Genomic DNA, 22,878 nt, shown 5'->3' with positions numbered 1-22,878 from the left:
GGCGCGCGCCCCGGCCATCCGCATGTCACCGACCCACACCGCCACGATCGCCCGGCCGCAGAGCTGGCGCGAGGAACTGGCCAACAGCCTCAGCCACGGGCTGGGCCTGCTGCTGGCCATCGCCGGCCTGCCGGTGCTGGTGGTGCGGGCCGATCACCTCGACAGCGGTTATGCGATGGCCGGTGCGCTCAGTTTCGGCGGCAGCGCGGTGCTGCTGTACCTGGCCTCGACGCTGTACCACGCGATGGCGCATCCGAAGGCCAAGGCGGTCCTGCGCGCGCTCGATCATGCGGCGATCTACCTGCTGATCGCGGGAACCTACACGCCGATCACGCTGGGCGTGTTGCGCGGCGGCTGGGGCTGGGGGTTGTTCGGCCTGGTCTGGGGCCTGGCCCTGGCCGGCATGCTGTTCAAGGCGCTGGGCGGGATGCGTTTCCCGCACGTGTCCACCGCGCTGTACCTGGCCATGGGCTGGGTCGGCCTGATCGCGATCCACCCGCTGTGGGTGCGCATGGAAGCGGGCGGGCTGGCCTGGCTGGCCGCCGGCGGGCTGGCCTACAGCCTGGGCGTGGTGTTCTTCGTGCTGGACGAAAGGCTGCGCTACAGCCATTTCATCTGGCACCTGTTCGTGCTGGCCGGCACCACCTGCCACTTCTTCGCCGTGCTGTTCTACGCGTTCTGATCGACTTGTCGCAGATCAAGGAAGCCGCCGTCAGCGCGGCCTAGGCTGCAGGCTGGCAGGGTGTGGAAACCCGTCTGCCAGGCCGAGCCATGGAAGGCCAGTCGCGGATCAGGCACGCCAAGTGCCTGGGTTGGCGCGCTGGAAAAGGGCAGGACGATCCTTTTCCGACACGCCGCTGAAGATCCATGGAGCATGCCCGTGTCCGACGACCCCCACAGCCCGCGCGCCCTGGCGGCGCGTCTGTTGTCCCTGCTTGACCTGACCAGCCTGGGCGAGAGCGACACGCCGGCGCAGATCGAGGCGTTGTGCGCGAGCGCGCTGGCCGCGCCGGTGTTGCCGGCGGCGTTGTGCGTCTATCCAGAGCACGTGGCCGGCGCGCGGCGCCACTTGCAGGGCAGCACGATCAAGCTGGCGACGGTGGTGAATTTCCCCGATGGCGGCGGCGACCCGGCCCGGGTGGAGCGCGAAACGCAGCGGGCGCTGGCGGCCGGCGCCGACGAGATCGACCTGGTGCTGCCGTACCGCGCGCTGCTGGCCGGCGACGCGGCCGTCGCCGGCGCGGTGGTGCGCGCCTGCCGCGCCGTCTGCGGCGACGGCATCGTGCTCAAGCTGATCGTCGAGAGCGGCGAGCTGGGTACGCCCGAACACATCCGTCAGGCGTGTGCGATCGGGCTCGAGGCCGGCGTGGATTTCCTCAAGACCTCGACCGGCAAGGTGCCGGTCAACGCGAGCCTGGCGGCCGCGGCGGTGATGCTCGATGCGATCGCGGAGGCGGGCGGGCGCTGCGGCTTCAAGGCGGCCGGCGGCATCCGCACGCTGGCCGATGCGGCCGCCTACCTGGACCTGGCCGAAGCCCGGCTCGGCCCGGGCTGGAGCGACCCGGCCCATTTCCGGATCGGCGCCAGCGCGCTGTTCGGCGCGCTGGTCGCGGCAGCCTCGGCGGCGTCGTGAGCGCGCAGCGTGCCACCGGCCTGATCCGCTGCAAGCGCGATGGCGGCCAGCTCGATGCCAGCCAGCTGCGTGCGGTGGCGCAGGGAATCGGCAGCGGCGCCTGGAGCGAAGGCCAGATCGCGGCATTCGCGATGGCGGTGGCGTGGCGCGGCATGAGCACGCCGGAGTGCCGCCAGTTCACCTTGGCGCTGCGCGATTCCGGCCAGTGCCTGCGCTGGGATCACCTGCCCGGGCCGACGCTGGACAAGCACTCCACCGGCGGCGTGGGCGACGGCGTGAGCCTGCTGCTGGCGCCGCTGCTGGCGGCCTGCGGCGGCTACGTGCCGATGATCTCCGGCCGCGGCCTGGGGCATACCGGCGGCACCCTCGACAAGCTGGAAAGCCTGGCCGGCTACGACGTGCATCCTTCCACCGTGCGTCTGCGCCAGGTGGTGGAGGAGGTCGGCTGCGCCATCGTCGGCCAGGGCGACGAGCTGGTGCCGGCCGATCGCCGGCTGTACGCAGTGCGCGATGTCACCGCCACGGTGGACGTGGCCGACCTGATGGTGGCCTCGATCCTCTCCAAGAAACTCGCCGGCGGCGCCCGCGTGCTGGTGCTGGACATCAAGACCGGCAACGGCGCCCAGCTGCCGGGGATGGCGGCTGCCCGCGCGCTGGCCGGGCGCATGCTGGCGGTTGCCGAAGGCAGCGGCCTCGACCTGCGGGTCGTGTACAGCGACATGGACCAGTTGCTGGGCCGCGAGGCGGGCAATGCGCTGGAACTGCGCGCCGTGCTCGACCTGCTGTGCGGTCGCGGCGACAACCCGCGCCTGCTCAGCTTGACCCTGGAGCTGGCCGCTGCGTTGCTCTGCACGGGCGGCCTGGCCGACGATCGGAACGATGCGGAACGGCGCCTGCGCCGCGCGCTGGACACGGGCGAGGCGGCCGAGAGCTTCGCGCGCATGGTGGTCGCCTTGGGCGGGCCGGCGGATCTGCTGCAGCGAGCGGACGTCCATCTGGCCAGGGCACCGATCCAACGCGAGGTTCGTTCGCCCGGCTCCGGCTACGTGGTGGCGGTGGATGTACGCGCGCTGGGCCAGGCGGTGGTCGAGTTGGGCGGCGGCCGCAGCCGGCCGGGCCAGGCACTGGACCACGCGGTGGGCCTGGCCGAGGTGCTCGGCTGCGGCAGCGCCGTCGAGGCCGGTCAGCCGCTGGCGATCATCCACGCCCGCCGCGCCGACGATGCCGAGGCGGTGCAGCGCAGGGTGGCCTGCGCCTTCCGGATCACCTCCGAGATGCCGCCGAGCCGGCCGCTGTGGCAATGGCACGTGCCGGCGGAGCGTGTTGCATGACCCGCGCGATCTGGCTGGTGTGCGATTCGCTGGGGCTCGGCGCCGCGCCCGATGCCGCCGCCTACGGCGACCTGGGCGCCGACACCTTTGGCCACATCGCCGCCGCGTGTGTCGCCGCGGCCCGCGGCCCGCTGCGCCTGCCGCAGTTCAGCCGGCTCGGCCTGCCGCAGGCGCATGCCGCGATCCACGGGCAGGCGGCGCCGGGCTTCGTCGGGCTGCCTGCGCCCGAAGGCCTGTGGGGCCATGCGGTGGAGCGCGCGCGCGGCAAGGACACGCCGTCGGGGCACTGGGAAACCGCCGGCGTGGTGCTGACGCAGCCGTTCGGGGTCTTCGGGCAGGCCGAGCATTCGTTCCCGCCCGCCCTGCTGCAGGCCCTGGTGACGCAGGGCGACGTGCCCGGCGTGCTCGGCAATTGCCATGCCTCCGGCACCGAGATCATCCAGCGCCTCGGCGCAGAGCATCTACGCAACGGCTGTCCGATCGTCTACACCTCGGCCGATTCGGTGTTCCAGATCGCCGCCCACGAACAGGCGTTCGGCCTGGAGCGCCTGTACCGCCTGTGCGAGCTGGCACGCGCGTTGCTCGCCGACTACCACATCGGCCGGGTGATCGCGCGGCCGTTCGTCGGCGACGCGGAAACTGGCTTCAGCCGCACCGTGCACCGGCGCGACTATGCCCTGCCGCCGCCCGCGCCGACGCTGTTCGACGCACTGCGGGCGGCCGGCGGCGAGGTGATTGCGATCGGCAAGATCGACGACATCTTTGCCCACCGCGGCGTGTCGCGGGTGGTGCACGCGTACGGCCACGACGCCCTGTTCGACGCCACGCTGGCGGCGATGGCGCAGGCCGGCAGGCACAGCCTGATCGCGACCAACTTCGTCGATTTCGACATGCTGTACGGCCACCGGCGCGACGTGTTCGGCTACGCCGCGGCACTGGAAGCGCTGGACGCGCGGCTGCCGGAACTGCTGCAGGCGCTGCAGCCGGACGACTTGCTGGTGATCAGCGCCGACCACGGTTGCGACCCGGTCTGGCCGGGCAGCGACCACACCCGCGAATGTATCCCGGTGCTGGCGTTCGCGCCGGGGTTGGCGCCGCGTGCGCTGGGCCGGCGCGACAGCTTTGCCGACATCGGCCAGAGCATGGCCAGCCACCTCGGCCTGCCGCCGCTGGCGGCCGGCCGCAGCTTCCTTTCTCCCGCATGACGAGCGCCGCATGAGCACGCCCCACCTCGACGCCAGGCCCGGCGACATCGCCGACACCGTATTGCTGCCGGGCGACCCGCTGCGCGCAAGGCACATCGCGCGCGAGTTCCTCGATGGCGTGGTCGAGGTCAACACCCGCCGCAACATGCTCGGTTACAGCGGCCATTACCGCGGCATGCGGGTGTCGGTGATCGGCAGCGGCATGGGCATTCCGTCCTGCGCGATCTACGCCACCGAACTGGCGCGGGTCTTCGGCGTGCGCCGGATCGTGCGCGTGGGCACTTGCGGCGGCGTCGGCGACGTCGCGCTCGGCGACCTGCTGCTGGCGCAGGCGGCATCGACCGACTCGAACTTCAACCGGCTGCAGTTCGGTGGCCACGAGCTGGCCGCGTGCGCCGATTTCGGCCTGATGCGTGCGGCCGTCGACACCGCCGCCGCGCAGCGCGTGGAGCTGCGCGTGGCCGGCGTGTTCAGCACCGACTGCTTCCACGGCGGCGACCCGCAGCTGCTCGCGCGGCTGCTGGCGCACCGCATCCGCGGAGTCGAGATGGAATCGGCCGGGCTCTACGGCGTGGCCATGCGCGAAGGTTTCCAGGCGCTGTCCGTGCTGACCGTCAGCGACCACCTGCAGCACGACGCGCACATGCCGCCGACGCAGCGCGAGCAGGGCCTGGCGCGGATGACCGCGCTGGTGCTGGACAGCCTGCTGCCGGCAGCGAGTTGAGTTTCGGCCGGCGCGCTCAGTCCGGGCGATCGCCGGACGAACACAGCGCCGCGACCTGCGGGTAGCCCGCGAATGACGCCCGCGGCGAACAGCCCGGGCAATCCGGATTGCGCGGCAGCCGCGTCTTGTGGAACTGCATGCCCAGCGCATCGAAGCTGAGCAACTGGCCGACCAGTGAATCGCCCAGGCCCAGGATCAGCTTCAGCGCCTCGGTCGCCTGCAGCAGGCCGACGATGCCGGGCAGCACGCCAAGCACTCCCGCTTCGCTGCAATTGGGCGCGTCGGCCGCGGACGGCGGCAACGGAAACAGGCAGCGGTAGCACGGCGAATCGGCGCGGCGCGGGTCGAACACGCCGAGCTGCCCGCTGAAGCGCTCCACCGCGCCGTAGATCATCGGCAGCTTCAGGCGCAGCGAGGCACAAGCCAGCAGGTAGCGGGTGGGAAAGTTGTCGGTGCCGTCGAGCATCAGGTCGTGGCCAGCCAGCAGCCGCTCCACGTTGTCGGCGTCCAGTCGTTCGGTCCGCGTCTCGACGCGGATGCGCGGGTTCAGCGCCTGCAGCGTCATCCGCGCCGACTCGGTCTTGGCCATGCCCACGCGCGCATCGGCGTGGACGACTTGCCGGTGCAGGTTCGAGCGCTCCACCGTGTCGTTGTCGATCAGGGTGAGCTGGCCGACGCCGGCGGCGGCGAGATACAGCGCCGCCGGCGAGCCCAGCCCGCCGGCACCCACGATCGCCACCCTGGCCGCGCCCAGGCGGGCTTGCCCGCGCTCGCCGACCGGCGCCAGCTGCAACTGGCGTGCATAGCGTTCGGCGGCATCCGGGTCGAGCGTGCCGGCGGCGATGGGCAGGCCTTCGGCTTTCCAGCGCGCGAACCCGCCGGCGACCGAGCTCACCTGACGGTAGCCGAGGCGTTGCAGCGATTCGGCGGCGAGCAGCGAGCGTTGCCCGGAGGCGCACAGCAGCAGCACGGGGCGTTCGCGATCGCCCTGCACGTCTTCGATGCGCAGCTCGAGATGGCCGCGCGACAGGCCCAGCGCATGGGCGGGCAGGCCGGCGGCGCGCTCGGCGTCTTCGCGCACGTCGATCAGCAGCGCGCCCAGGGCCTGTTGCGCCAGCGCCTGCGCCGGGGAAACCTCCGGTATGCGCCGGCGCAGCTGTTCCAGCCAGGAGTCGCGGTTCGTCGGGACGCTCATGGCGGAAGTCTGTGCGCGGGGGAGAGGGTATGCAAGCCTGCGCCCGGGCGGCACGCGCGGCGAAAACGCGGTGCGGCTCAGCAGAACTGCAGCACGTTGCCTTCGCGGTCGAAGGCGGCGAATTCGGCCACGCGGCCGCTGTTGATCGCGTTGACCATGAAGCGCAGGGGCTGCGCGGCCTCATCGGTGCCCGGGGCCACGCCGGCGCGACCGGACAGGCTGGCGACGCACACGATGTCCCACGGCAGGCCGGTGGTTGCGGACTCCTCCACCAGCGCGGCGAAGCTGGCGACTTCCTCCGGCGCCTTGTCCACGCACAGGCTGGGCGACAGGTGGCCGCCTTCTCCCCGCGCCGCACGTTCGCGCTGCGCGTCGGTGGCCGCCTCCGGCAATTCGACGCGTGCGAAGACGAACAGCAGCCGTTGCGGCTCGGGCTGCCGGCGGCTCGCGTCGAGCAGATCCTGGAAGCTGGTCAGCGCCATGGTGGTCACGGTCTCCCGGAGTGGATGGGCAAATTAGCATGCGCTGCGCGTGCCGGCGCCGCGGTCGTGACAACGTGCCGCACGCCGGTTTGACTCCGGTCAATCGTGCCTGCGTGCCGACACGCTAACGTGACTTGTGCGTAAACTGATGCCGATGCGGCACCCGCTTGCGGCAGCGGCCACGTCGGCCGCCCGCGACATGGCCGAAGGACCGCCGGATCGGCAAGTTCGCTAATCGAAGTGGAGCGGCAGTGCAGACCCTGGTTGACCATCATGGACGCTCATTTCCCTATCTGCGCCTGTCGTTGACCGAGGCGTGCAATTACCGCTGCGCGTATTGCCTGCCCGACGGCTACCAGGCGAACGGCCGGCCCGTCTTCCTCGTCCTCGAGGAAATCCGCCGGCTGGTGCGCGGGTTTGCCGCGTTGGGCATGAGCAAGATCCGCCTGACCGGCGGCGAGCCCAGCCTGCGCAAGGACCTGCCGGCGATCATCGCCGCCGTGGCCGCGGTGCCGGGCATCCGCCGGATCGCGCTGACCACCAACGGCTGTCGCCTGCCGCGGCTGGTGCGCGGCTGGCGCGAGGCGGGGCTGACCGCGCTCAACGTCAGCCTCGACAGCCTCGACGCCGCGCGCTATCTGGACATCACCGGACACGACCGTTTCGCCGAGGTCACCGAGGGCATCGAGCAGGCGCTTGCGCTGGGCTTCGACGCGGTGAAGATCAACGCGGTACTGCTGCGCGGGCGCAACGACGACGAGCTTCCCGCATGGCTGGACTACCTGCGCGGGCGCGACGTCGCGCTGCGCTTCATCGAGCTGATGCAAACCGGCGAGAACCGTGAGTTCTTCGAGCGCCACCACCTGCGCGCCGAGGGCTTGCAGCGGCAACTGCTGGCCGACGGCTGGGTGTTGCGGCCGCGCGCGGCGGACGCCGGGCCGGCGCTCGAATATGCGCATCCGGACTATCGCGGCCGCATCGGCGTGATCGCGCCGTATGCCCGCGATTTCTGCGCCGGCTGCAATCGGCTGCGGGTCACCGCGCGCGGCGACCTGCGCCTGTGCCTGTTCGGCAATTTCGGCATTTCGCTGCGGCCGCTGTTGCAGTCCGACGACGACCACGACGCCCTGGTGGCGCACATCGCCACCCAGCTCGGCCTGAAGGCCGCCGGTCACGGCCTGCATCAGGGGCTGACCGGCATCACGCCGCACCTGGCCTCGATCGGAGGATGACCTTGCCCGACACCGAACACGTCGCCGCCTTCCACATGGCGGACATCCGCGACAAGCGCCCGACCCGCCGCCGCGCCGTGGCCGTGGGCGAGTTGCTGGCCGGCCCGCGGGCCTGGCCACTGATCGTCGAGCGTCGCCTGCCCAAGGGCGATGCGCTGGTGATGGCGGAGGTGGCCGGGCTGCAGGGCGCCAAGCAGGCTTCGGCGCTGATGCCGCTGTGTCATCCGCTGCCGCTGGAACTGGTGCGCGTGCACTGCGAGCCGGTGGCCGAACGGCTGGCGATCCGGGTCTATTGCGAGGTGGCGACCGAGGCCCGCACCGGGGTGGAGATGGAGGCGCTGGCCGGCGTCAACGCCGCGCTGCTGACGCTGTACGACCTGAGCAAGCCGGTCGAGCCGGCGCTGGCGATCGGCGGCATCCGGCTGCTGTTCAAGGAAGGCGGCAAGAGCGGCCTGTGGCGGCACCCGGAAGGCATGAGCGAGGCGGAGCAGGCGCACTACCGCCCGCGCGACATCGCGCGCCTGCAGGGCGTGCCATGCGCCGTGGTCACGCTCAGCGACCGCGCGCACGAGGGCAGCTACGAGGACCGCTCCGGCCCGCTGCTGGTGGAGGGCCTGCGCCAGCTGGGCGCGCAGGTGGACCACGTCGACGTGCTGCCCGATGGCGTGCAGCCGCTGGCCGCGCACCTGCGCGCGCTGGCCGCGGCGCAGGTGCGCCTGTGCCTGTGCACCGGCGGCACTGGACTGGGCCCGCGCGACCTCACGCCTGAGGCACTGGCGCAGGTGGCCGATCGCCGGGTCGACGGGCTGGCCGAGATGCTGCGCAGCGAGAGCGCGCGGCATACGCCGCTGGCATGGCTGAGTCGGGCCGAGGCGGTGCAGCTGGGACGCATGCTGGTGCTGGCCTTGCCCGGCAGCCCGCGGGCGGCAGGCCAGGGCCTGGCGATCGTGGGGCCGCTGCTGGCGCATGCGCTGGCCATGATGAACGGCGAGGGCCACCCGTGATCGGCTACCACGATGCGCTGGTACTCATCCTCGAGTGCACGCGCCGGTTGCCGGAGCGTCCATGCCCCGTCGACCAGGCGCTGGGTCGGGTGCTGGCCCGGCCGGTGAGCAGCCCCGCCGCGTTGCCGCCGTTCGACAATGCCGCGATGGACGGCTTCGCCCTGCATGCCGGCCAGGCCCGGCTGCCGGCCGGCAGCGAGCATGCCGTGATGGGCGCGCAGGCGGCTGGCGACGCCCTGGCGCAGGCCGACGGCGGCGCCTGGGAGATCATGACCGGCGCGCGCATGCCCGCCGGGATGGACACGGTGGTGCCGGTGGAGCAGGTCGAGATCGTCGAGCAGGCGGGCGACGGCCGGCCGCGGTGCATCCGCTTGAGCATCGACGTCGAGGCCGGCCGGCATGTGCGCCGCTGCGGCGAGGACGTGCCGCTCGATGCCGAGGTGATACCGGCGGGCGAGCTGCTGCAGGCGCAACACCTGGCGCTGCTGGCTGCGCTGGGCATCGCCGAGGTGCCGGTCGTGCGGCGCCCGCGCGTGGCCATCATCTGCACCGGCCGGGAACTGGTGGACGATCCCGGTCAGCCGCTGCAGAGCGGGCAGATCCGCAACAGCAACGGCCCGTTCCTGGCCGTGCGCCTCGTCGCCGCCGGCGCACAGGTGGTGTATCGGCAGACGGTGGGGGACGATCCGGCGGCCTTCGTGCGCGCGCTGGGCGAGGCGCTGCACGCCGGGGCCACCGTCGTGCTCAGTACCGGCGCGGTGTCGATGGGGCGCCATGATTTCGTGCCCGAGGCGCTGCGCGGGCTCGGTGCGCGGATCCATTTCCACAAGCTGCGGATTCGCCCGGGCAAGCCTTTGCTGTTTGCCAGTTTGCCGGATGGCGCGTTGTTCTTCGGGTTGCCGGGGAACCCGGTGTCCAGCGCGGTGGGCCTGCGTTTCTTCGTCGAGCCGGCTCTGCGCGGCATGCTCGGCCTGCCGCCGGAGCGCCCGCTGCGGTTGCCGCTGCGGCAGCGCTTCGAGCAGTGCGCGCCGTTGCGCTGCTTCCTCAAGGGCAAGCTGGCGCTGGCGGCCGACGGGCGCTTGCAGGCCGTGCTGCTGGACGGGCAGGAGTCGTTCCGGATCCGGCCGCTGCTCGACACCGGCGCTTGGGTGGTGCTGGCCGAGGATGCGCAGGTGCGCGAACCGGGCAGCATGGTCGAGGTTTACGCGCTGGGGCACTTGCAGCCGCTGGCGATCGGGAGCGAGGCATGAAGGTCGAAGTCAGCCTGTTCGGCGCGTTCCGCGATTACCAGCCGGCTGCGGCGGTGACGCTGGAGGTGCCCGCGGGTGCGCGTGTGGCCGACCTGCGCAGCGCGCTGGCGGCATACGGCCGCGCACATTGGCCGGGGTTCCGGGAAGGCCTGCTGCTGCGCTCGGCCTTCGCCAGCCAGACCTGCGTGCTGGGCGAGCAGGAAGTGCTGCCCGAAAGCGGTCCGGTCGTGGTGCTGCCGCCGGTCGGTGGAGGTTGAGATGAGCGATTTCCGTTGCATGATCGTGGACGTCGAACACGAGCGCATCGATCCGGCCGCCGCGCTGGAGTTCGTCGCCGATCCGGCCTTCGGCGGGTTCGCCATGTTCGTCGGACGGGTGCGCGAGCAGAACCAGGGACGGGCGGTCACCGGCGTCAGCTACGACGTGTTCGAGCAGCTGGCGCTGGTGGGCTTCGACGACATCATGCGGCATGCGCAAGACCAGTTCGGGCCGCGCCTGAAGATCTATCTGGCCCATGCCCGCGGGCGGCTCGGCATCGGCGACGTCGCGGTGGTCGTGGCGGTGGGCACGCCGCACCGCGACGAGGCGTTCCGCGCCTGCCGCCAGGTCATCGAGGCGGTCAAGCACGGCAGCCCGATCTGGAAGCAGGAGCACTGCGTGGACGGCAGCAGCGAGTGGAGCGAAGGCTGCTCGCTGTGCGAGCCACACGAACAGGACAGCCGGGCGGAGTCGCGACATGACGGCCACGCGCACGGCTGAGCCGGTGGCCGCGTTCGACGGCGTCGTGCTTGCCGGCGGCCGATCCTCGCGCATGGGCACCGACAAGGCCGGCCTGCCGTGGCGCGGCCGCCCGCTGCTGCAGCACGTGCGCGGGCTGCTGGAACAGGCCGGCGCGCAACGCGTGCTGAATTGCGGTCCCGGCCACGATGCGCAGAGCCTGCCCGACCGGCAGCCCGGCCTGGGGCCGCTCGGCGGCCTGCTCACGCTGGCGCAGACCCAGCCGGATGGCGTCTACCTGGTACTGCCGGTGGACATGCCGCGGCTGACGAGCGGGCTGCTGCGGCGGCTGGTCGGCGCACTCACGGATGCCGAAGAAGTGTCCTGCGCGATGTTCGCCGGGCACATGCTGCCGTTGTGCCTGCGCCTGGATGGAACCACGCGCGCGGCGATCGGCGAGGTTGCCGATCGGGCGCCGCGCATGCGTTCGCTGCACGCCCTGCATGCCCGGTTGCGCAGCGTGGAACTGGCCGTGACCGACGACGAGCGCCGCTGCCTGGCCAATTGCAACACACCCGAAGAGTGGAAGGAGGTGCAGCCGTGAAGTTGCAGATCGATGGCCAGCAATGGCGCTTGCGGATCGACGAGGACGAGCTCGCGCGCCTGCGCGACGGCCGGGCGCTGGACAGCGTGAGCTGCCTTCCCGACGGCGCCGCATTCGGCTTTTCGCTGGCGCTGCTGCCCGTGGCGCAGGCCGAGCTGCGGCGGCGCGGCGACAGCTGGTCGTTCGGCCTGCCGCTCGGGCGCGTGGAGGCGTACGTGCAGCAATTGCCGTGCAAAAAGGGGCTGGAATTCGTGCTGCCGGCCGGCGCCGCGGCCGAGTGGCGGCTGCTGTTCGAGGTGGACGTGCGCGACAGCGTGAGTCGCCGCGGCGCGCCGCAGCGCCCGCGCTGAGGAAGCCGCTGCGGCAAGGCGTCGCAGCGTGGCCGCGCCGACGGCCTGCGACGGACGGGGGGAATGCCGTGCTCGCGATGCCAGCACAGGTGTGGTAACAGTTGCGGCGGAACTTGCGGACAGGTCGCGCCGATCCAGTCGAATCCGTACCAATCTGGTCGTGATTTCGCACTCTTGATCGGCATCAATTTGACGGCGGCATCACTCGCCTAGGCTCCGGTCATCGGGCTGCTGGAAGTGATGCAGAAGCGCTGCTGACACGACGACGCCACAGACTGCCAAGAGGGCTTTGCATGAGTTACTTCCTTGACCGGCTGCAGTTCTTCAAGCGCAGCTCAGAGACGTTTTCAGCGGGCCACGGCATCACCCGCACGGACAACCGGGACTGGGAAAATGGCTATCGCGCCCGCTGGCAGCACGACAAGATCGTGCGCTCCACCCACGGCGTGAACTGCACCGGCTCGTGCAGTTGGAAGATCTACGTCAAGAACGGCCTGGTGACCTGGGAAACCCAGCAGACCGACTATCCGCGCACGCGGCCGGACCTGCCCAACCACGAGCCGCGCGGCTGCCCGCGCGGGGCCAGCTATTCCTGGTACCTGTACAGCGCCAACCGGCTGAAGTACCCGCTGGTGCGCGGCGCGCTGCTGCGCCTGTGGCGCGAGGCGCGCAAGACGATGGCGCCGGTCGAGGCGTGGGCCAGCATCGTCGGCGACCCGGCCAGCGCGAAGTCGTACAAGAGCAAGCGCGGCATGGGCGGCTTCGTGCGCGTGCGCTGGGACGAGGCCAACGAGATCATCGCCGCGTCCAACCTGCACACGGTGAAGAAGCACGGCCCCGACCGGGTGATCGGCTTCTCGCCGATCCCGGCGATGTCGATGATTTCCTACGCGTCGGGCGCACGCTACCTGTCGCTGCTGGGCGGCGCCTGCCTGTCGTTCTACGACTGGTACTGCGACCTGCCGCCGTCCTCGCCGCAGGTGTGGGGCGAGCAGACCGACGTGCCCGAATCGGCCGACTGGTACAACAGCCGCTACATCATCGCGTGGGGTTCCAACGTGCCGCAGACGCGCACGCCCGACGCGCACTTCTTCACCGAGGCCCGCTACAACGGCACCAAGACGGTGGCGATCACGCCCGACTATGCCGAAGTGGCCAAGCTCACCGACCACTGGCTGCACCCCAAGCAGGGCACCGACGCCGCCTTGGCGTTCGCCTTCGGCCACGTGATCCTGAAGGAGTTCCACGTCGACAACCCGGCGGAATACTTCATCGACTACTGCCGCCAGTACACCGACATGCCGCTGCTGGTGCGGCTGGAGCGGCGTGCCGACGGCCGCCTGGTGGCGGGGCGTTTCCTGCGCGCGAGCGACCTCGGCGGCCTGGGCGAATCGAACAACCCCGAGTGGAAGACGCTGGCGCTGGACGAGCACAGCGGCGAAATCACCGTGCCCAACGGCTCGGTCGGCTTCCGCTGGGGCGAGCAGGGCAAGTGGAACGTCGAGGAGAAGGACAGCCAGGGCCGGGCGACCCGCCTGCGGCTGTCGCTCAAGGACGCCAACGACGGCATCGAGGCGGTCAGCTTCCCCTACTTCGGCGGCATCGAGCACGATCGCTGGACCGCCTCCAAGTTCGAGGACATCCTCGAGCGCAACGTGCCGGTGCGCCGCCTGCAGCTGGCCGACGGCAAGCAGTGGGAGGTGGCCACCGTCTACGACCTGCTGCTGGCGCACTACGGCGTCGACCGCGGCTTCGGCGGCGCCAACGTGGCGTCGAGCTACGACGACAACGTGCCGGGCACGCCGGCGTGGCAGGAGAAGATCACCGGCGTGTCGCGCGCCGAAGTGGTGGAAATCGCGCGCGAATTCGCCGGCACCGCGGCCAAGACCCGCGGCCGCAGCATGATCATCGTCGGCGCCGGCATGAACCACTGGTTCCACAACGACATGAACTACCGCGGCCTGATCAACATGCTGATGATGTGCGGCTGCATCGGCCAGACCGGCGGCGGCTGGGCGCACTACGTGGGGCAGGAAAAACTGCGCCCGCAGACCGGCTGGCAGCCGCTGGCGTTCGGTCTGGACTGGAGCCGTCCGCCGCGGCAGATGAACGGCACCTCGTTCTTCTACTTCATGTCCGACCAGTGGCGCTACGAAAAGCTGGAGATGAAGGAAATCCTGTCGCCGCTGGCCGACCCGGCCCGCTTCACCGGCAGCCAGGCCGACCTCAACCTGCAGGCGATCCGCATGGGTTGGCTGCCCAGTGCGCCACAGCTGGACCGCAATCCGCTGGAGATCGTCAAGGCCGCCGAACAGGCCGGCCGTTCGCCCTCCGAGTACGTGGTCGAGCAGTTGCAGCAGGGCAAGCTGGATTTCGCCTACGCCGATCCCGATGCCCCGCAGAACTTCCCGCGCGTGCTGTTCATCTGGCGCTCGAACCTGCTCGGTTCCTCCGGCAAGGGTCACGAGTACATGCTGCGGCACCTGCTGGGTACGCGGCATGGCCTGCAGGGCAAGGATCTCGGCGAGCGCGGCGCGGTCAAGCCCGAGGAAGTGAAGTGGCGCGACGAGGCGCCGGAAGGCAAGCTCGACCTGCTGGTGACGCTGGATTTCCGCATGTGCACCACCGCGCTGTACTCGGATATCGTGCTGCCGACGGCGACCTGGTACGAGAAGAACGACCTCAACACCTCCGACATGCACCCGTTCATCCACCCGCTGTCCAAGGCGGTCGATCCGGCGTGGGAGTCGCGCAGCGACTGGGACATCTTCAAGGGCATCGCCAGGTCGGTCAGCGAGATGGCGCCCGGCGTGCTGGGGGTGGAAAAGGACCTGGTGCTGGTACCGACCCTGCACGACACGCCCGGCGAGCTGGCCATGCCGTTCGGCGTCACCGACTGGAAGAAGGGCCAGTGCGAGCCGATTCCCGGCAAGACCATGCCGTCGATCGCCGTGGTCGAACGCGACTACCCCAACCTGTACAAGAAGTTCACCTCGCTCGGGCCGCTGCTGGACAAGCTCGGCAACGGCGGCAAGGGCATGCAGTGGGATACGCGCGACGAGGTCGATTTCCTCGGCAAGCTCAACCACACGGTGACCGAGCAGGGCGTCAGCCACGGGCGGCCGCGCATCGAGACCGCGATCGACGCCTGCGAGGTGGTGCTGCACCTGGCGCCGGAGACCAACGGCCATGTCGCGGTCAAGGCATGGGAGTCGCTGGGCACGTTCACCGGCCGCGAGCACACCCACCTCGCGCGCGGCAAGGAGCACGAGGCGATCCGCTTCCGCGACATCCAGGCGCAGCCGCGCAAGATCATTTCCTCGCCGATCTGGTCGGGCCTGGAGGACGAGCACGTCAGCTACAACGCCTGCTACACCAACGTGCACGAGCTGATCCCGTGGCGCACCGTCACCGGCCGCCAGCAGTTCTACCAGGACCACGAGTGGATGGTCGCCTTCGGCGAGGGCTTCATGAGCTACCGCCCGCCGGTCGACACCAAGACCATCGAGCCGCTGCACAACAAGCGCGGCAACGGCCACCGCGAGATCGTGCTGAACTGGATCACCCCGCACCAGAAGTGGGGCATCCACAGCACCTACAGCGACAACCTGCTGATGCAGACCCTGTCGCGCGGCGGCCCGATCGTGTGGATCAGCGAGGACGATGCGCGCGAGGCCGGCATCGAGGACAACGACTGGATCGAGCTGTTCAACGTCAACGGTGCGATCGCCGCGCGCGCGGTGGTCAGCCAGCGCGTGATGCCGGGGATGGCGATGATGTACCACGCACAGGAACGCATCATCAACATGCCCGGTTCGGAAATCACCGGCACCCGCGGCGGCATCCACAACTCGGTCACCCGCGTGGTGCTCAAGCCGACCCACATGATCGGCGGCTACGCGCAGCTGGCCTGGGGCTTCAACTACTACGGCACCTGCGGCACCAACCGCGACGAGTTCGTGATCGTGCGCAAGATGGACAAGGTCGACTGGCTGGACGGCGAGCCGGGCTCCGCACCCCCCAGCCCGGCGGATGCCAAGGAGGTGGCGTGATGAAAGTCCGTGCCCAGATCGCGATGGTGCTGAACCTCGACAAGTGCATCGGCTGCCACACCTGCTCGATCACCTGCAAGAACGTGTGGACCAGCCGCGAAGGCGTCGAGTACGCCTGGTTCAACAACGTCGAGACCAAGCCCGGCATCGGCTACCCGAAGGAGTGGGAAAACCAGGACAAGTGGAACGGCGGCTGGGTGCGCACAGGCAAGGGCAAGCTGGTGCCGCGCGCTGGCGGACGCTGGCGCATGCTGTCGAAGATCTTCGCCAACCCCGACCTGCCGCAGATCGACGACTACTACGAGCCGTTCACCTTCGACTACCAGCACCTGCACCAGGCGCCGGAAGGCCAGCACCAGCCCACTGCGCGCCCGCGTTCGCTGATCAGCGGCGAGCGCATGCAGAAAATCGAGTGGGGGCCGAACTGGGAGGAAATCCTCGGCACCGAATTCGCCAAGCGCGCCAAGGACCGCAACTTCGACAACGTGCAGAAGGAGATCTACAGCGCGTTCGAGAAGACCTTCATGATGTACCTGCCGCGCCTGTGCGAGCACTGCCTCAACCCGGCGTGCGTGTCGGCGTGTCCCTCCGGCGCGATCTACAAGCGCGAGGAAGACGGCATCGTGCTGATCGACCAGGACAAGTGCCGCGGCTGGCGCATGTGCGTGTCGGCCTGCCCGTACAAGAAGATCTACTACAACTGGAAAAGCGGCAAGTCGGAAAAGTGCACCTTCTGCTACCCGCGCATCGAGATGGGCGAGCCGACCGTGTGCTCGGAAACCTGCGTCGGGCGCATCCGCTACCTCGGCGTGATGCTGTACGACGCCGACCGCATCCAGCAGGCGGCCTCGGTGCCGGCCGAGAAGGACCTGTATCAGGCGCATCTGGACATCTTCCTCGACCCGTTCGATCCGGCGGTGATCGAAGCCGCACGCAAGGAAGGCATCCCCGACAGCTGGCTGGAGGCGGCCAAGGGCTCGCCGGTCTACAAGCTGGCGATCGAGTGGAAATTGGCGCTGCCGCTGCACCCGGAATACCGCACCTTGCCGATGGTGTGGTACGTGCCGCCGCTGTCGCCGATCCAGTCCGCCGCCGAACGCGGCCGCGTGGGCATGAACGGCGAGCTGCCGGATGTTGCCTCGCTGCGCATCCCGCTGCGCTACCTCGCCAACCTGCTGTCGGCCGGCGACGAGGCACCGGTGGTGCGCGCGCTGGAGCGGATGATGGCGATGCGCGCGTGGCGCCGCGCGCGCAATGTCGACGGCATCGAGGACCTGGCCGTGCTGAAGCAGGCCGGCCTGAGCGTGGCACAGGCCGAGGACATGTACCGCTACCTCGCCATCGCCAACTACGAGGACCGCTTCGTCATTCCCACCGGGCATCGCGAATACGCCAATGACGCCTTCGGCGAGCGTGGCGGCTGCGGCTTCAGCTTCGGCAACGGCTGCAGCGGCGACAGCCCGGCCGACCTGTTCAGCGAGCGCAAGATCACCACCTTCACGGTGCAGCCGGTGCGCAAGGAAAAAGACGGGGTCGCGCCATGAGCCTGCTGAAACTGATCGGCGTGCTGCTGGATTACCCCGACGACGAGCTGTGGCGGCATGGCGACGAACTGCTCGACGCCGCCGCCGACCCGGCGTTGCCGGCGGCGCGGCGCAAGGCGCTGACGGGCTTCGTGCAGGGCCTGCTCGACAGCGACCCGTTGACCGCGCAGGACGCCTGGCTGCAGACCTTCGACCGCGGCCGCTCGATGAGCCTGCTGCTGTTCGAGCACATCCATGGCGAATCGCGCGACCGCGGCCAGGCGATGGTCGACCTGATCGAGGCCTACCGCAAGCAGGGCTTCGAACTGGCCGCGAAGGAGCTGCCCGATTACCTGCCGCTGCTGCTGGAGTTCCTGGCGCAGCGCCCGCCGGCCGAGGTGCGCGACTGGCTCGGCCACATCAGCCATATCGTCGGCATGCTCGCGGCGCGTGCCGGCGAGCGCGGCAGCCCCAGCCAGGTGCTGTTCGAGCTTTTGCTGGAATTGGCCGACGGCAAGGTCGACCTGGCCGTGCTGCGCCAGCGCGCCAGCGAGGAGGCACGCGACGACACCGCCGAGGCGATGGATCGGTTGTGGGAGGAGGAAGCGGTCCGTTTCGGCGCCGAGGCGCCTGACGACAGCTGCCGGCCGAACACACACCGGCCCTCGCCATCCACTGCCGCCCCGCAGGTGCAGCCATGAACTATCTCGACCAATTCGCCTTCCAGTTGTACCCGTACATCGCCATGGCGGTGTTTTTCATCGGCAGCTGGGCGCGCTTCGATCGTGCCATGTACACCTGGCGCACCGGCTCCAGCCAGTTGCTGTCCAGTCGCGGCATGCGGCTGGGCAGCAACCTGTTCCACGTCGGCATCCTGGTCGTGCTCGGCGGCCATCTGGTCGGCCTGCTGACGCCGCATTCGGTGTACACGATCTTCATCACTGCACCGCAGAAGCAGCTGCTGGCGATGCTGGTCGGCGGCGTGTTCGGCGTGATCTGCCTGGCGGGTCTACTGATCCTCTTGGCGCGCCGGCTGTTCAACCCGCGGGTGCGTGCCACCGGCACCGTCGGCGACAGCGTGATCCTGGTGCTGCTGCTGCTGCAGCTGCTGCTCGGCCTGTACACCATCGTGCTTTCCAGCCATCACATGGACGGCAGCGTGATGATCGCGCTGGCCGAGTGGGCGCAGCACATCGTCACCTTCCGCTGGGGCGCGGCAAGTTACGTGATCGGCGTGGACTGGGTCTACAAGGCGCACATCTTCCTCGGCATGACGCTGTTCCTGGTGGCGCCGTTCACGCGGCTGGTGCACGTATGGAGCATCCCGGTCAGCTACCTGTGGCGGCCCTACCAGGTGGTGCGCCGGCGCCAGGCGACGTTGCGCTACGGAGCGAGGGACTGAGCATGACGCTGGGCAAAGCCGGTGCGCGAGGCATCCCGCTGACCATCATCGATTCGGCCAAGCCGGTGACGCAGGAGGCGCACGAGCATCGGCACGACAGCAAGGGCGAGGGCCCGCGCACACTGGGCCAGCCGGCGCCGTGCTACCTGTTCGTGGCCGAGCAGGCAATCAGTGAAGCCGAGATCGCGCAGGAGATGCAGCACCATCGTGCACCGACCCCGGCGCACTCCCGCGCCGCTGCAGCCCGCGCGCTGGTGGTGCGCGAGCTGTTGCGCCGCGAAGTGCAGCGGCTCGGCCTGGCCGACCAGATGCCGGCCGGCAGCCAGGAAACCGCGGAGGAGGCCGGCATCCGCGTGCTGCTGGAACGCGAAATCGAGGATCGCGTGCCTGCGGAAGAGGATTGCCGGCGCTACTACGAGCAGAACCGCCAGCTGTTCCGCGCGCCCGATTTGATCCGCGTGCGGCACATCCTGCTGGGTGCGGCGGCCGACGACGTCACTGGTCGCATTCGTGCCCGTACCGAGGCCGAGCGCCTGATTGCCGAGCTGAAGATCAACCCCGTGCTGTTTGCCGATTTCGCGATGCGCCATTCCGACTGCCCGTCGAAGACGCAGGGCGGCGAACTCGGCTGGTTGCAGCGGGGCCAGGCCACGCCCGAATTCGATCGCCAGGTGTTCCGCCTGCGCGAGGGTCTGGCGGCGTTCCCGGTCGAGTCGCGCTGGGGCTACCACGTGGTCAGCGTCGATGGCATCCGGCCCGGCGCCGAGCAGGCGTTCGACGCGGTCCGGGAGCGGATTTCCGACTATCTGGAATTGCAGGTGCGTCAACGCGAGCTGCAGCGCTACCTGCTCGGCTTGCAGGAGCGTTACCCGGTGCGCGGCCTGGATGCGATCGAGGCACTGGCCAGCGCCTGATGCGCCGGTCGCACGTTTCCGCGACGACGACAGCCGGCCTTCCCGTGGACCGGCCCTCAACGCCTCACATCTACCGGATGCACCAGCATGCATGAGCCGAACATCGTGTCCCGTGGCGAGCAGCAGCGCGCCATGTGGCTCAGCACCTTCGCCTTCACCGTGTGTTTCGCGGTGTGGACGATATTTTCCATCATCGGCATCCAGATCAAGCAGCAACTCGGCCTCAATGAAACCCAGTTCGGCCTGCTGATCGCCACGCCGATCCTCACCGGATCGCTGATCCGCCTGCTGCTCGGCATCTGGGCCGACCAGTACGGCGGTCGCCGCGTGTTCGCCGCGGTGATGCTGTGCGCGGCCATGGCCACCTGGATGCTGGGCTACGCGCACACCTATCCACAGTTTCTGGTCGCCGCGCTGTTCGTCGGCATTGCCGGCGGCGCGTTCTCGGTCGGGGTGGCCTACGTGTCGAAGTGGTTCCCGACGAACCGGCAGGGCACGGCGCTGGGTATCTTCGGTGCGGGCAACGTCGGCGCCGCGGTCACCAAGCTGCTGGCACCGATGGTGATGGTTGCCTCGGGCTGGATCCTGGTCAGCAAGATCTGGGCGATCGCTCTGGCGCTGACCGCCGCGCTGTTCTACCTGTTCAGTCAGGAGGACCCTTCGCTGGCGCAGCGGCGCAAGTCCGGCACCAAGCCAATGTCGTTCCGCGAACAGATGATGCCGCTTCGCAACCTGCAGGTGTGGCGTTTTTCGCTCTACTATTTCTTCGTCTTCGGCGGCTTCGTGGCGCTGGCCTTATGGCTGCCGCACTTCCTCACCGGGGTCTACAAGCTGGACGTGAGGACCGCCGGCATTCTTGGTGCCTGCTATTCGATTCCGGCCAGCCTGTTCCGCATCGTTGGCGGGGTGCTGTCCGATCGCATCGGTGCGCGCAAGGTGATGTACTGGACCTTCGGCGTCTCCGCCATCTGCACCTTCCTGCTCGCCTATCCGGACACCCACTATGTCGTGAAGGGCATCACGGGCGACATCAGCCTGCACCTGGCGATCGGCGTGGTGCCGTTCACGGTGCTGGTGTTCGTGCTGGGTTTCTTCATGTCATTGGGCAAGGCGGCGGTATACAAGCACATCCCGGTCTATTACCCCCGGCACGTCGGCTCGGTGGGCGGTGTGGTCGGCATGATCGGCGGACTGGGCGGTTTCATTTTACCGATCGCGTTCGGTGTATTGAACGACGTCGTGGGCGTGTGGACCAGTTGCTTCATGCTGCTGTTCGTCCTGGTGGCCGCTTCGCTGGCGTGGATGCATTTCGCGATTCGGCGCATGGAACGCCGGCACTTTCCGCAGATCGGCGGCGAGACGGATCTGCCGGAGGTCATGGATGCCGTGGCTCTGTCGCGGGACCGATGAGCAACTGATGGCTGCGGAGCGCGCTTGCGCCGGAACCGTGGGTGGCGCCCATGCCGCGCGGGCGGATACCCGACCACGCCGTCACGTCGAAGGTGCATGCGGACGGAGTGCGCCGCACGGCAGGGTGTGCGCAACGCCGGCAAGCACGGCGGGCCGCGCCTGCCCGGCCCGCCGCTTGCGATCAAGGATTCTTCACGTATGCGTTCTTGCGCAGGTAGAACCACCAGTTGAGCAACAGGCACAGGGCATAGAACGCCGCGAAGCCGTACATCGCCATCTCGGGTGTCCCGAGTTTGATCTGCTCCCCGATGACGACCGGCGCGGCAAACGCGCCGTAGGCGGCGACGGCTGAGGTCCAGCCCAGCACCGGACCGGCCTGCTGACGGTCGAAGATCGCGCCGATGGTGCGGAAGGTCGAGCCGTTGCCGACACCGGTGGCGGCGAACAGCAGGACGAAGAGCGCGAGGAAGGTGAAGAAGTAATCCTCGGGCGTCGCCGAGTGGTAGGCCTTCATCATCACGTAGCCGGCCGCCACCGAGACGACGACCATCACCACGGAGACCCACTGGGTGACGATCGAGCCGCCGATCTTGTCCGAGATCCAGCCACCGATCGGGCGCGTCAACGCACCGACGAAGGGGCCGATCCATGCGTAGGCAAGCACCGGCAACCCGTTCGGATTCGGTTGCGTGTGGGTCATCACGCCGTTCGCGTCGGGCACGTGGATGACGTCGAAGATCACCTTCATCGACAGCGGCAGCGCCATCGAGAAGCCGATGAACGAGCCGAAGGTGACGATGTAGAGGATCGTCATCGCCCAGGTGTGCCTGTTGCGGAAAATCTCGAACTGCTTGGTCACGCCCTCCTTCATCGGGCCGAAGGCGGCGAGCTTCATCACCGTCAGCATCAGGATGATGTCAAGCGGGATCGCGACCCAGACGTTGAGCACCCCCAGGCCGGTCGGCGCCGGCAGGTACAGCCAGAGCATGAAAATCGACGGCACGAACGCGAGCGTGTACAGATAGGTGATCTTCGAGAACGCGACCAGCGGGTTGCCGGTGGCGGGCGAGATCGTCTTCAGGTTGTTCATGCCGAACCAGCACAGGATCGACAGCGGCACCAGCGACAGCGCCCAGGCGAAACCGGAGTTCTGTATCCAGGTCGGCGTGCCGGCCGGGATCTTGCCGAAGATCCAGCCGCTTTCCTTGAGCAGGGTCTCGGGGCTGCCGCCGAGGGCGCCGAAGATGCTCACCGTCATCACGAGTGGAATGACGATCTGCATCGTCGTCACGCCGAAGTTGCCAAGTCCCGCGTTGAGGCCGAGCGCGGTGCCCTGCAGCCGCTTGGGGAAGAAGCCGCTGATGTTGGACATCGACGATGCGAAGTTGCCGCCACCGACGCCGCACCACAACGCCATCAGCTGGAAGGCCCACAACGGCCAGTCCTTGTGCTGCAGCACGATGCCGGTGCCGATGGCCGGCGCCAGCAGCATCGCCGTGGTCAGGAAGATCGTGTTGCGTCCGCCCGCGAGGCGGATCAGGAACGATGCCGGGATGCGCATCGTGGCGCCGGCAATGCCGGCGATCGCGGTCAGGGTGAAGAGCTCGGCCTGCGTGAACGGAAAGCCGAGATTGAGCATCTGCACCGTGATGATGCCCCACATGCCCCAGATCGCGAAGCCGCACAGCAGGGCGGGGATCGAGATCCACAGGTTGCGGTAGGCGATCCGCTTGCCGGTCGTCTCCCAGAACGCGGGATCCTCCGGGCGCCAGTCGTCGATGTCCGCGCCGCTTGAGTGCGTTGGTGGCGCAGCGCCAGGGCCTGATTTCGTGTTCATGGTGGTCCTCGGG

General features: G+C 69.2%; 21 protein-coding genes. 18 read left to right on the top strand and 3 right to left on the bottom strand.

From position 1 onward, the window contains the following. The first annotated feature begins 22 nt into the window (after positions 1-22). The 5 genes from RHOOR92_RS0114850 (at position 23) to deoD (ending at position 4,893) form a co-directional block, all read left to right on the top strand. Positions 23-682 carry a hemolysin III family protein gene (locus tag RHOOR92_RS0114850; protein WP_027490613.1) on the top strand — a complete coding sequence of 220 codons (660 nt, stop codon included), beginning with the start codon at positions 23-25 and terminating at the stop codon, positions 680-682. Positions 683-880: 198 nt separating this feature from the next. Beyond that, positions 881-1,633 carry a deoxyribose-phosphate aldolase gene (deoC, locus tag RHOOR92_RS0114845; RefSeq protein WP_100224858.1) on the top strand — a complete coding sequence of 251 codons (753 nt, stop codon included), beginning with the start codon at positions 881-883 and terminating at the stop codon, positions 1,631-1,633. Further along, a complete protein-coding gene (locus tag RHOOR92_RS0114840) occupies positions 1,630-2,964 on the top strand; it encodes a thymidine phosphorylase (RefSeq protein ID WP_027490612.1) in 1,335 nt (444 codons plus the stop codon). The genes deoC and RHOOR92_RS0114840 overlap by 4 nt, the downstream gene beginning before the upstream one ends. Further along, complete coding sequence (locus RHOOR92_RS0114835; RefSeq protein ID WP_027490611.1) at positions 2,961-4,169, top strand: phosphopentomutase; 1,209 nt, start codon at positions 2,961-2,963, stop codon at positions 4,167-4,169. The genes RHOOR92_RS0114840 and RHOOR92_RS0114835 overlap by 4 nt, the downstream gene beginning before the upstream one ends. Before the next feature lie 10 nt (positions 4,170-4,179). Further along, entirely contained in the window at positions 4,180-4,893 is a 714-nt protein-coding gene (deoD, locus tag RHOOR92_RS0114830) for a purine-nucleoside phosphorylase (protein ID WP_007507539.1), read from the top strand. 16 nt (positions 4,894-4,909) lie between these two features. Here the strand turns inward: deoD and moeB are convergent, their stop codons facing one another. Next, on the bottom strand, positions 4,910-6,088 hold the full coding sequence (moeB, locus tag RHOOR92_RS0114825; RefSeq protein ID WP_027490610.1) for a molybdopterin-synthase adenylyltransferase MoeB: 1,179 nt from the start codon (positions 6,086-6,088) through the stop codon (positions 4,910-4,912). Positions 6,089-6,165: 77 nt separating this feature from the next. Beyond that, on the bottom strand, positions 6,166-6,570 hold the full coding sequence (locus tag RHOOR92_RS0114820) for a hypothetical protein (RefSeq protein WP_027490609.1): 405 nt from the start codon (positions 6,568-6,570) through the stop codon (positions 6,166-6,168). Between the two features lie 251 nt (positions 6,571-6,821). Between RHOOR92_RS0114820 and moaA the strand changes: the two genes are divergently transcribed. The 13 genes from moaA to RHOOR92_RS0114755 all read left to right on the top strand — a co-directional run bounded on the left by moaA (position 6,822) and on the right by RHOOR92_RS0114755 (position 21,028). Then, complete coding sequence (gene moaA, locus RHOOR92_RS0114815) at positions 6,822-7,802, top strand: GTP 3',8-cyclase MoaA (RefSeq protein WP_027490608.1); 981 nt, start codon at positions 6,822-6,824, stop codon at positions 7,800-7,802. After that, positions 7,799-8,806, top strand: coding sequence for a bifunctional molybdenum cofactor biosynthesis protein MoaC/MoaB (gene moaCB, locus RHOOR92_RS0114810; RefSeq protein WP_027490607.1), 1,008 nt, complete (start codon positions 7,799-7,801; stop codon positions 8,804-8,806). Before moaA ends, moaCB begins: the two co-directional genes overlap by 4 nt. After that, complete coding sequence (locus RHOOR92_RS0114805) at positions 8,803-10,056, top strand: molybdopterin molybdotransferase MoeA (RefSeq protein ID WP_007507550.1); 1,254 nt, start codon at positions 8,803-8,805, stop codon at positions 10,054-10,056. Before moaCB ends, RHOOR92_RS0114805 begins: the two co-directional genes overlap by 4 nt. Further along, positions 10,053-10,313: a MoaD/ThiS family protein gene (locus tag RHOOR92_RS0114800; RefSeq protein ID WP_007507551.1), complete on the top strand. Its 261-nt coding sequence runs from the start codon at positions 10,053-10,055 to the stop codon at positions 10,311-10,313. The genes RHOOR92_RS0114805 and RHOOR92_RS0114800 overlap by 4 nt, the downstream gene beginning before the upstream one ends. A gap of 1 nt (position 10,314) precedes the next feature. Then, complete coding sequence (locus RHOOR92_RS0114795; protein WP_027490606.1) at positions 10,315-10,815, top strand: molybdenum cofactor biosynthesis protein MoaE; 501 nt, start codon at positions 10,315-10,317, stop codon at positions 10,813-10,815. After that, positions 10,793-11,377: a molybdenum cofactor guanylyltransferase gene (locus RHOOR92_RS0114790; protein ID WP_027490605.1), complete on the top strand. Its 585-nt coding sequence runs from the start codon at positions 10,793-10,795 to the stop codon at positions 11,375-11,377. Before RHOOR92_RS0114795 ends, RHOOR92_RS0114790 begins: the two co-directional genes overlap by 23 nt. Beyond that, positions 11,374-11,727, top strand: a complete 354-nt coding sequence (locus tag RHOOR92_RS0114785; protein ID WP_027490604.1) for a hypothetical protein — start codon at positions 11,374-11,376, stop codon at positions 11,725-11,727. The genes RHOOR92_RS0114790 and RHOOR92_RS0114785 overlap by 4 nt, the downstream gene beginning before the upstream one ends. Before the next feature lie 293 nt (positions 11,728-12,020). After that, positions 12,021-15,779 carry a nitrate reductase subunit alpha gene (locus RHOOR92_RS0114780; RefSeq protein ID WP_027490603.1) on the top strand — a complete coding sequence of 1,253 codons (3,759 nt, stop codon included), beginning with the start codon at positions 12,021-12,023 and terminating at the stop codon, positions 15,777-15,779. After that, positions 15,779-17,323, top strand: coding sequence for a nitrate reductase subunit beta (gene narH, locus RHOOR92_RS0114775; RefSeq protein ID WP_027490602.1), 1,545 nt, complete (start codon positions 15,779-15,781; stop codon positions 17,321-17,323). The genes RHOOR92_RS0114780 and narH overlap by 1 nt, the downstream gene beginning before the upstream one ends. Next, positions 17,320-18,003 (top strand): nitrate reductase molybdenum cofactor assembly chaperone, encoded by a 684-nt coding sequence (narJ, locus tag RHOOR92_RS0114770; protein ID WP_027490601.1) that lies wholly within the window; start codon positions 17,320-17,322, stop codon positions 18,001-18,003. The genes narH and narJ overlap by 4 nt, the downstream gene beginning before the upstream one ends. Continuing rightward, positions 18,000-18,704, top strand: coding sequence for a respiratory nitrate reductase subunit gamma (gene narI, locus RHOOR92_RS0114765; RefSeq protein ID WP_015448432.1), 705 nt, complete (start codon positions 18,000-18,002; stop codon positions 18,702-18,704). The genes narJ and narI overlap by 4 nt, the downstream gene beginning before the upstream one ends. Positions 18,705-18,706: 2 nt before the next feature. Beyond that, complete coding sequence (locus RHOOR92_RS0114760; RefSeq protein ID WP_007507559.1) at positions 18,707-19,618, top strand: peptidylprolyl isomerase; 912 nt, start codon at positions 18,707-18,709, stop codon at positions 19,616-19,618. An 87-nt stretch (positions 19,619-19,705) separates the two neighbouring features. After that, complete coding sequence (locus tag RHOOR92_RS0114755) at positions 19,706-21,028, top strand: nitrate/nitrite transporter (RefSeq protein ID WP_015448431.1); 1,323 nt, start codon at positions 19,706-19,708, stop codon at positions 21,026-21,028. A gap of 181 nt (positions 21,029-21,209) precedes the next feature. Here the strand turns inward: RHOOR92_RS0114755 and RHOOR92_RS0114750 are convergent, their stop codons facing one another. Further along, positions 21,210-22,865, bottom strand: coding sequence for an MFS transporter (locus RHOOR92_RS0114750; RefSeq protein WP_007507561.1), 1,656 nt, complete (start codon positions 22,863-22,865; stop codon positions 21,210-21,212). Positions 22,866-22,878 lie beyond the last annotated feature (13 nt).

This window comes from Rhodanobacter sp. OR92 (assembly GCF_000427545.1).
In the GTDB taxonomy this organism is placed as follows: Bacteria; Pseudomonadota; Gammaproteobacteria; order Xanthomonadales; family Rhodanobacteraceae; genus Rhodanobacter; species Rhodanobacter denitrificans.
The sequence above is the reverse complement of the archived record's forward strand: the minus strand, read 5'-3'. Positions and strand labels throughout refer to the sequence as shown.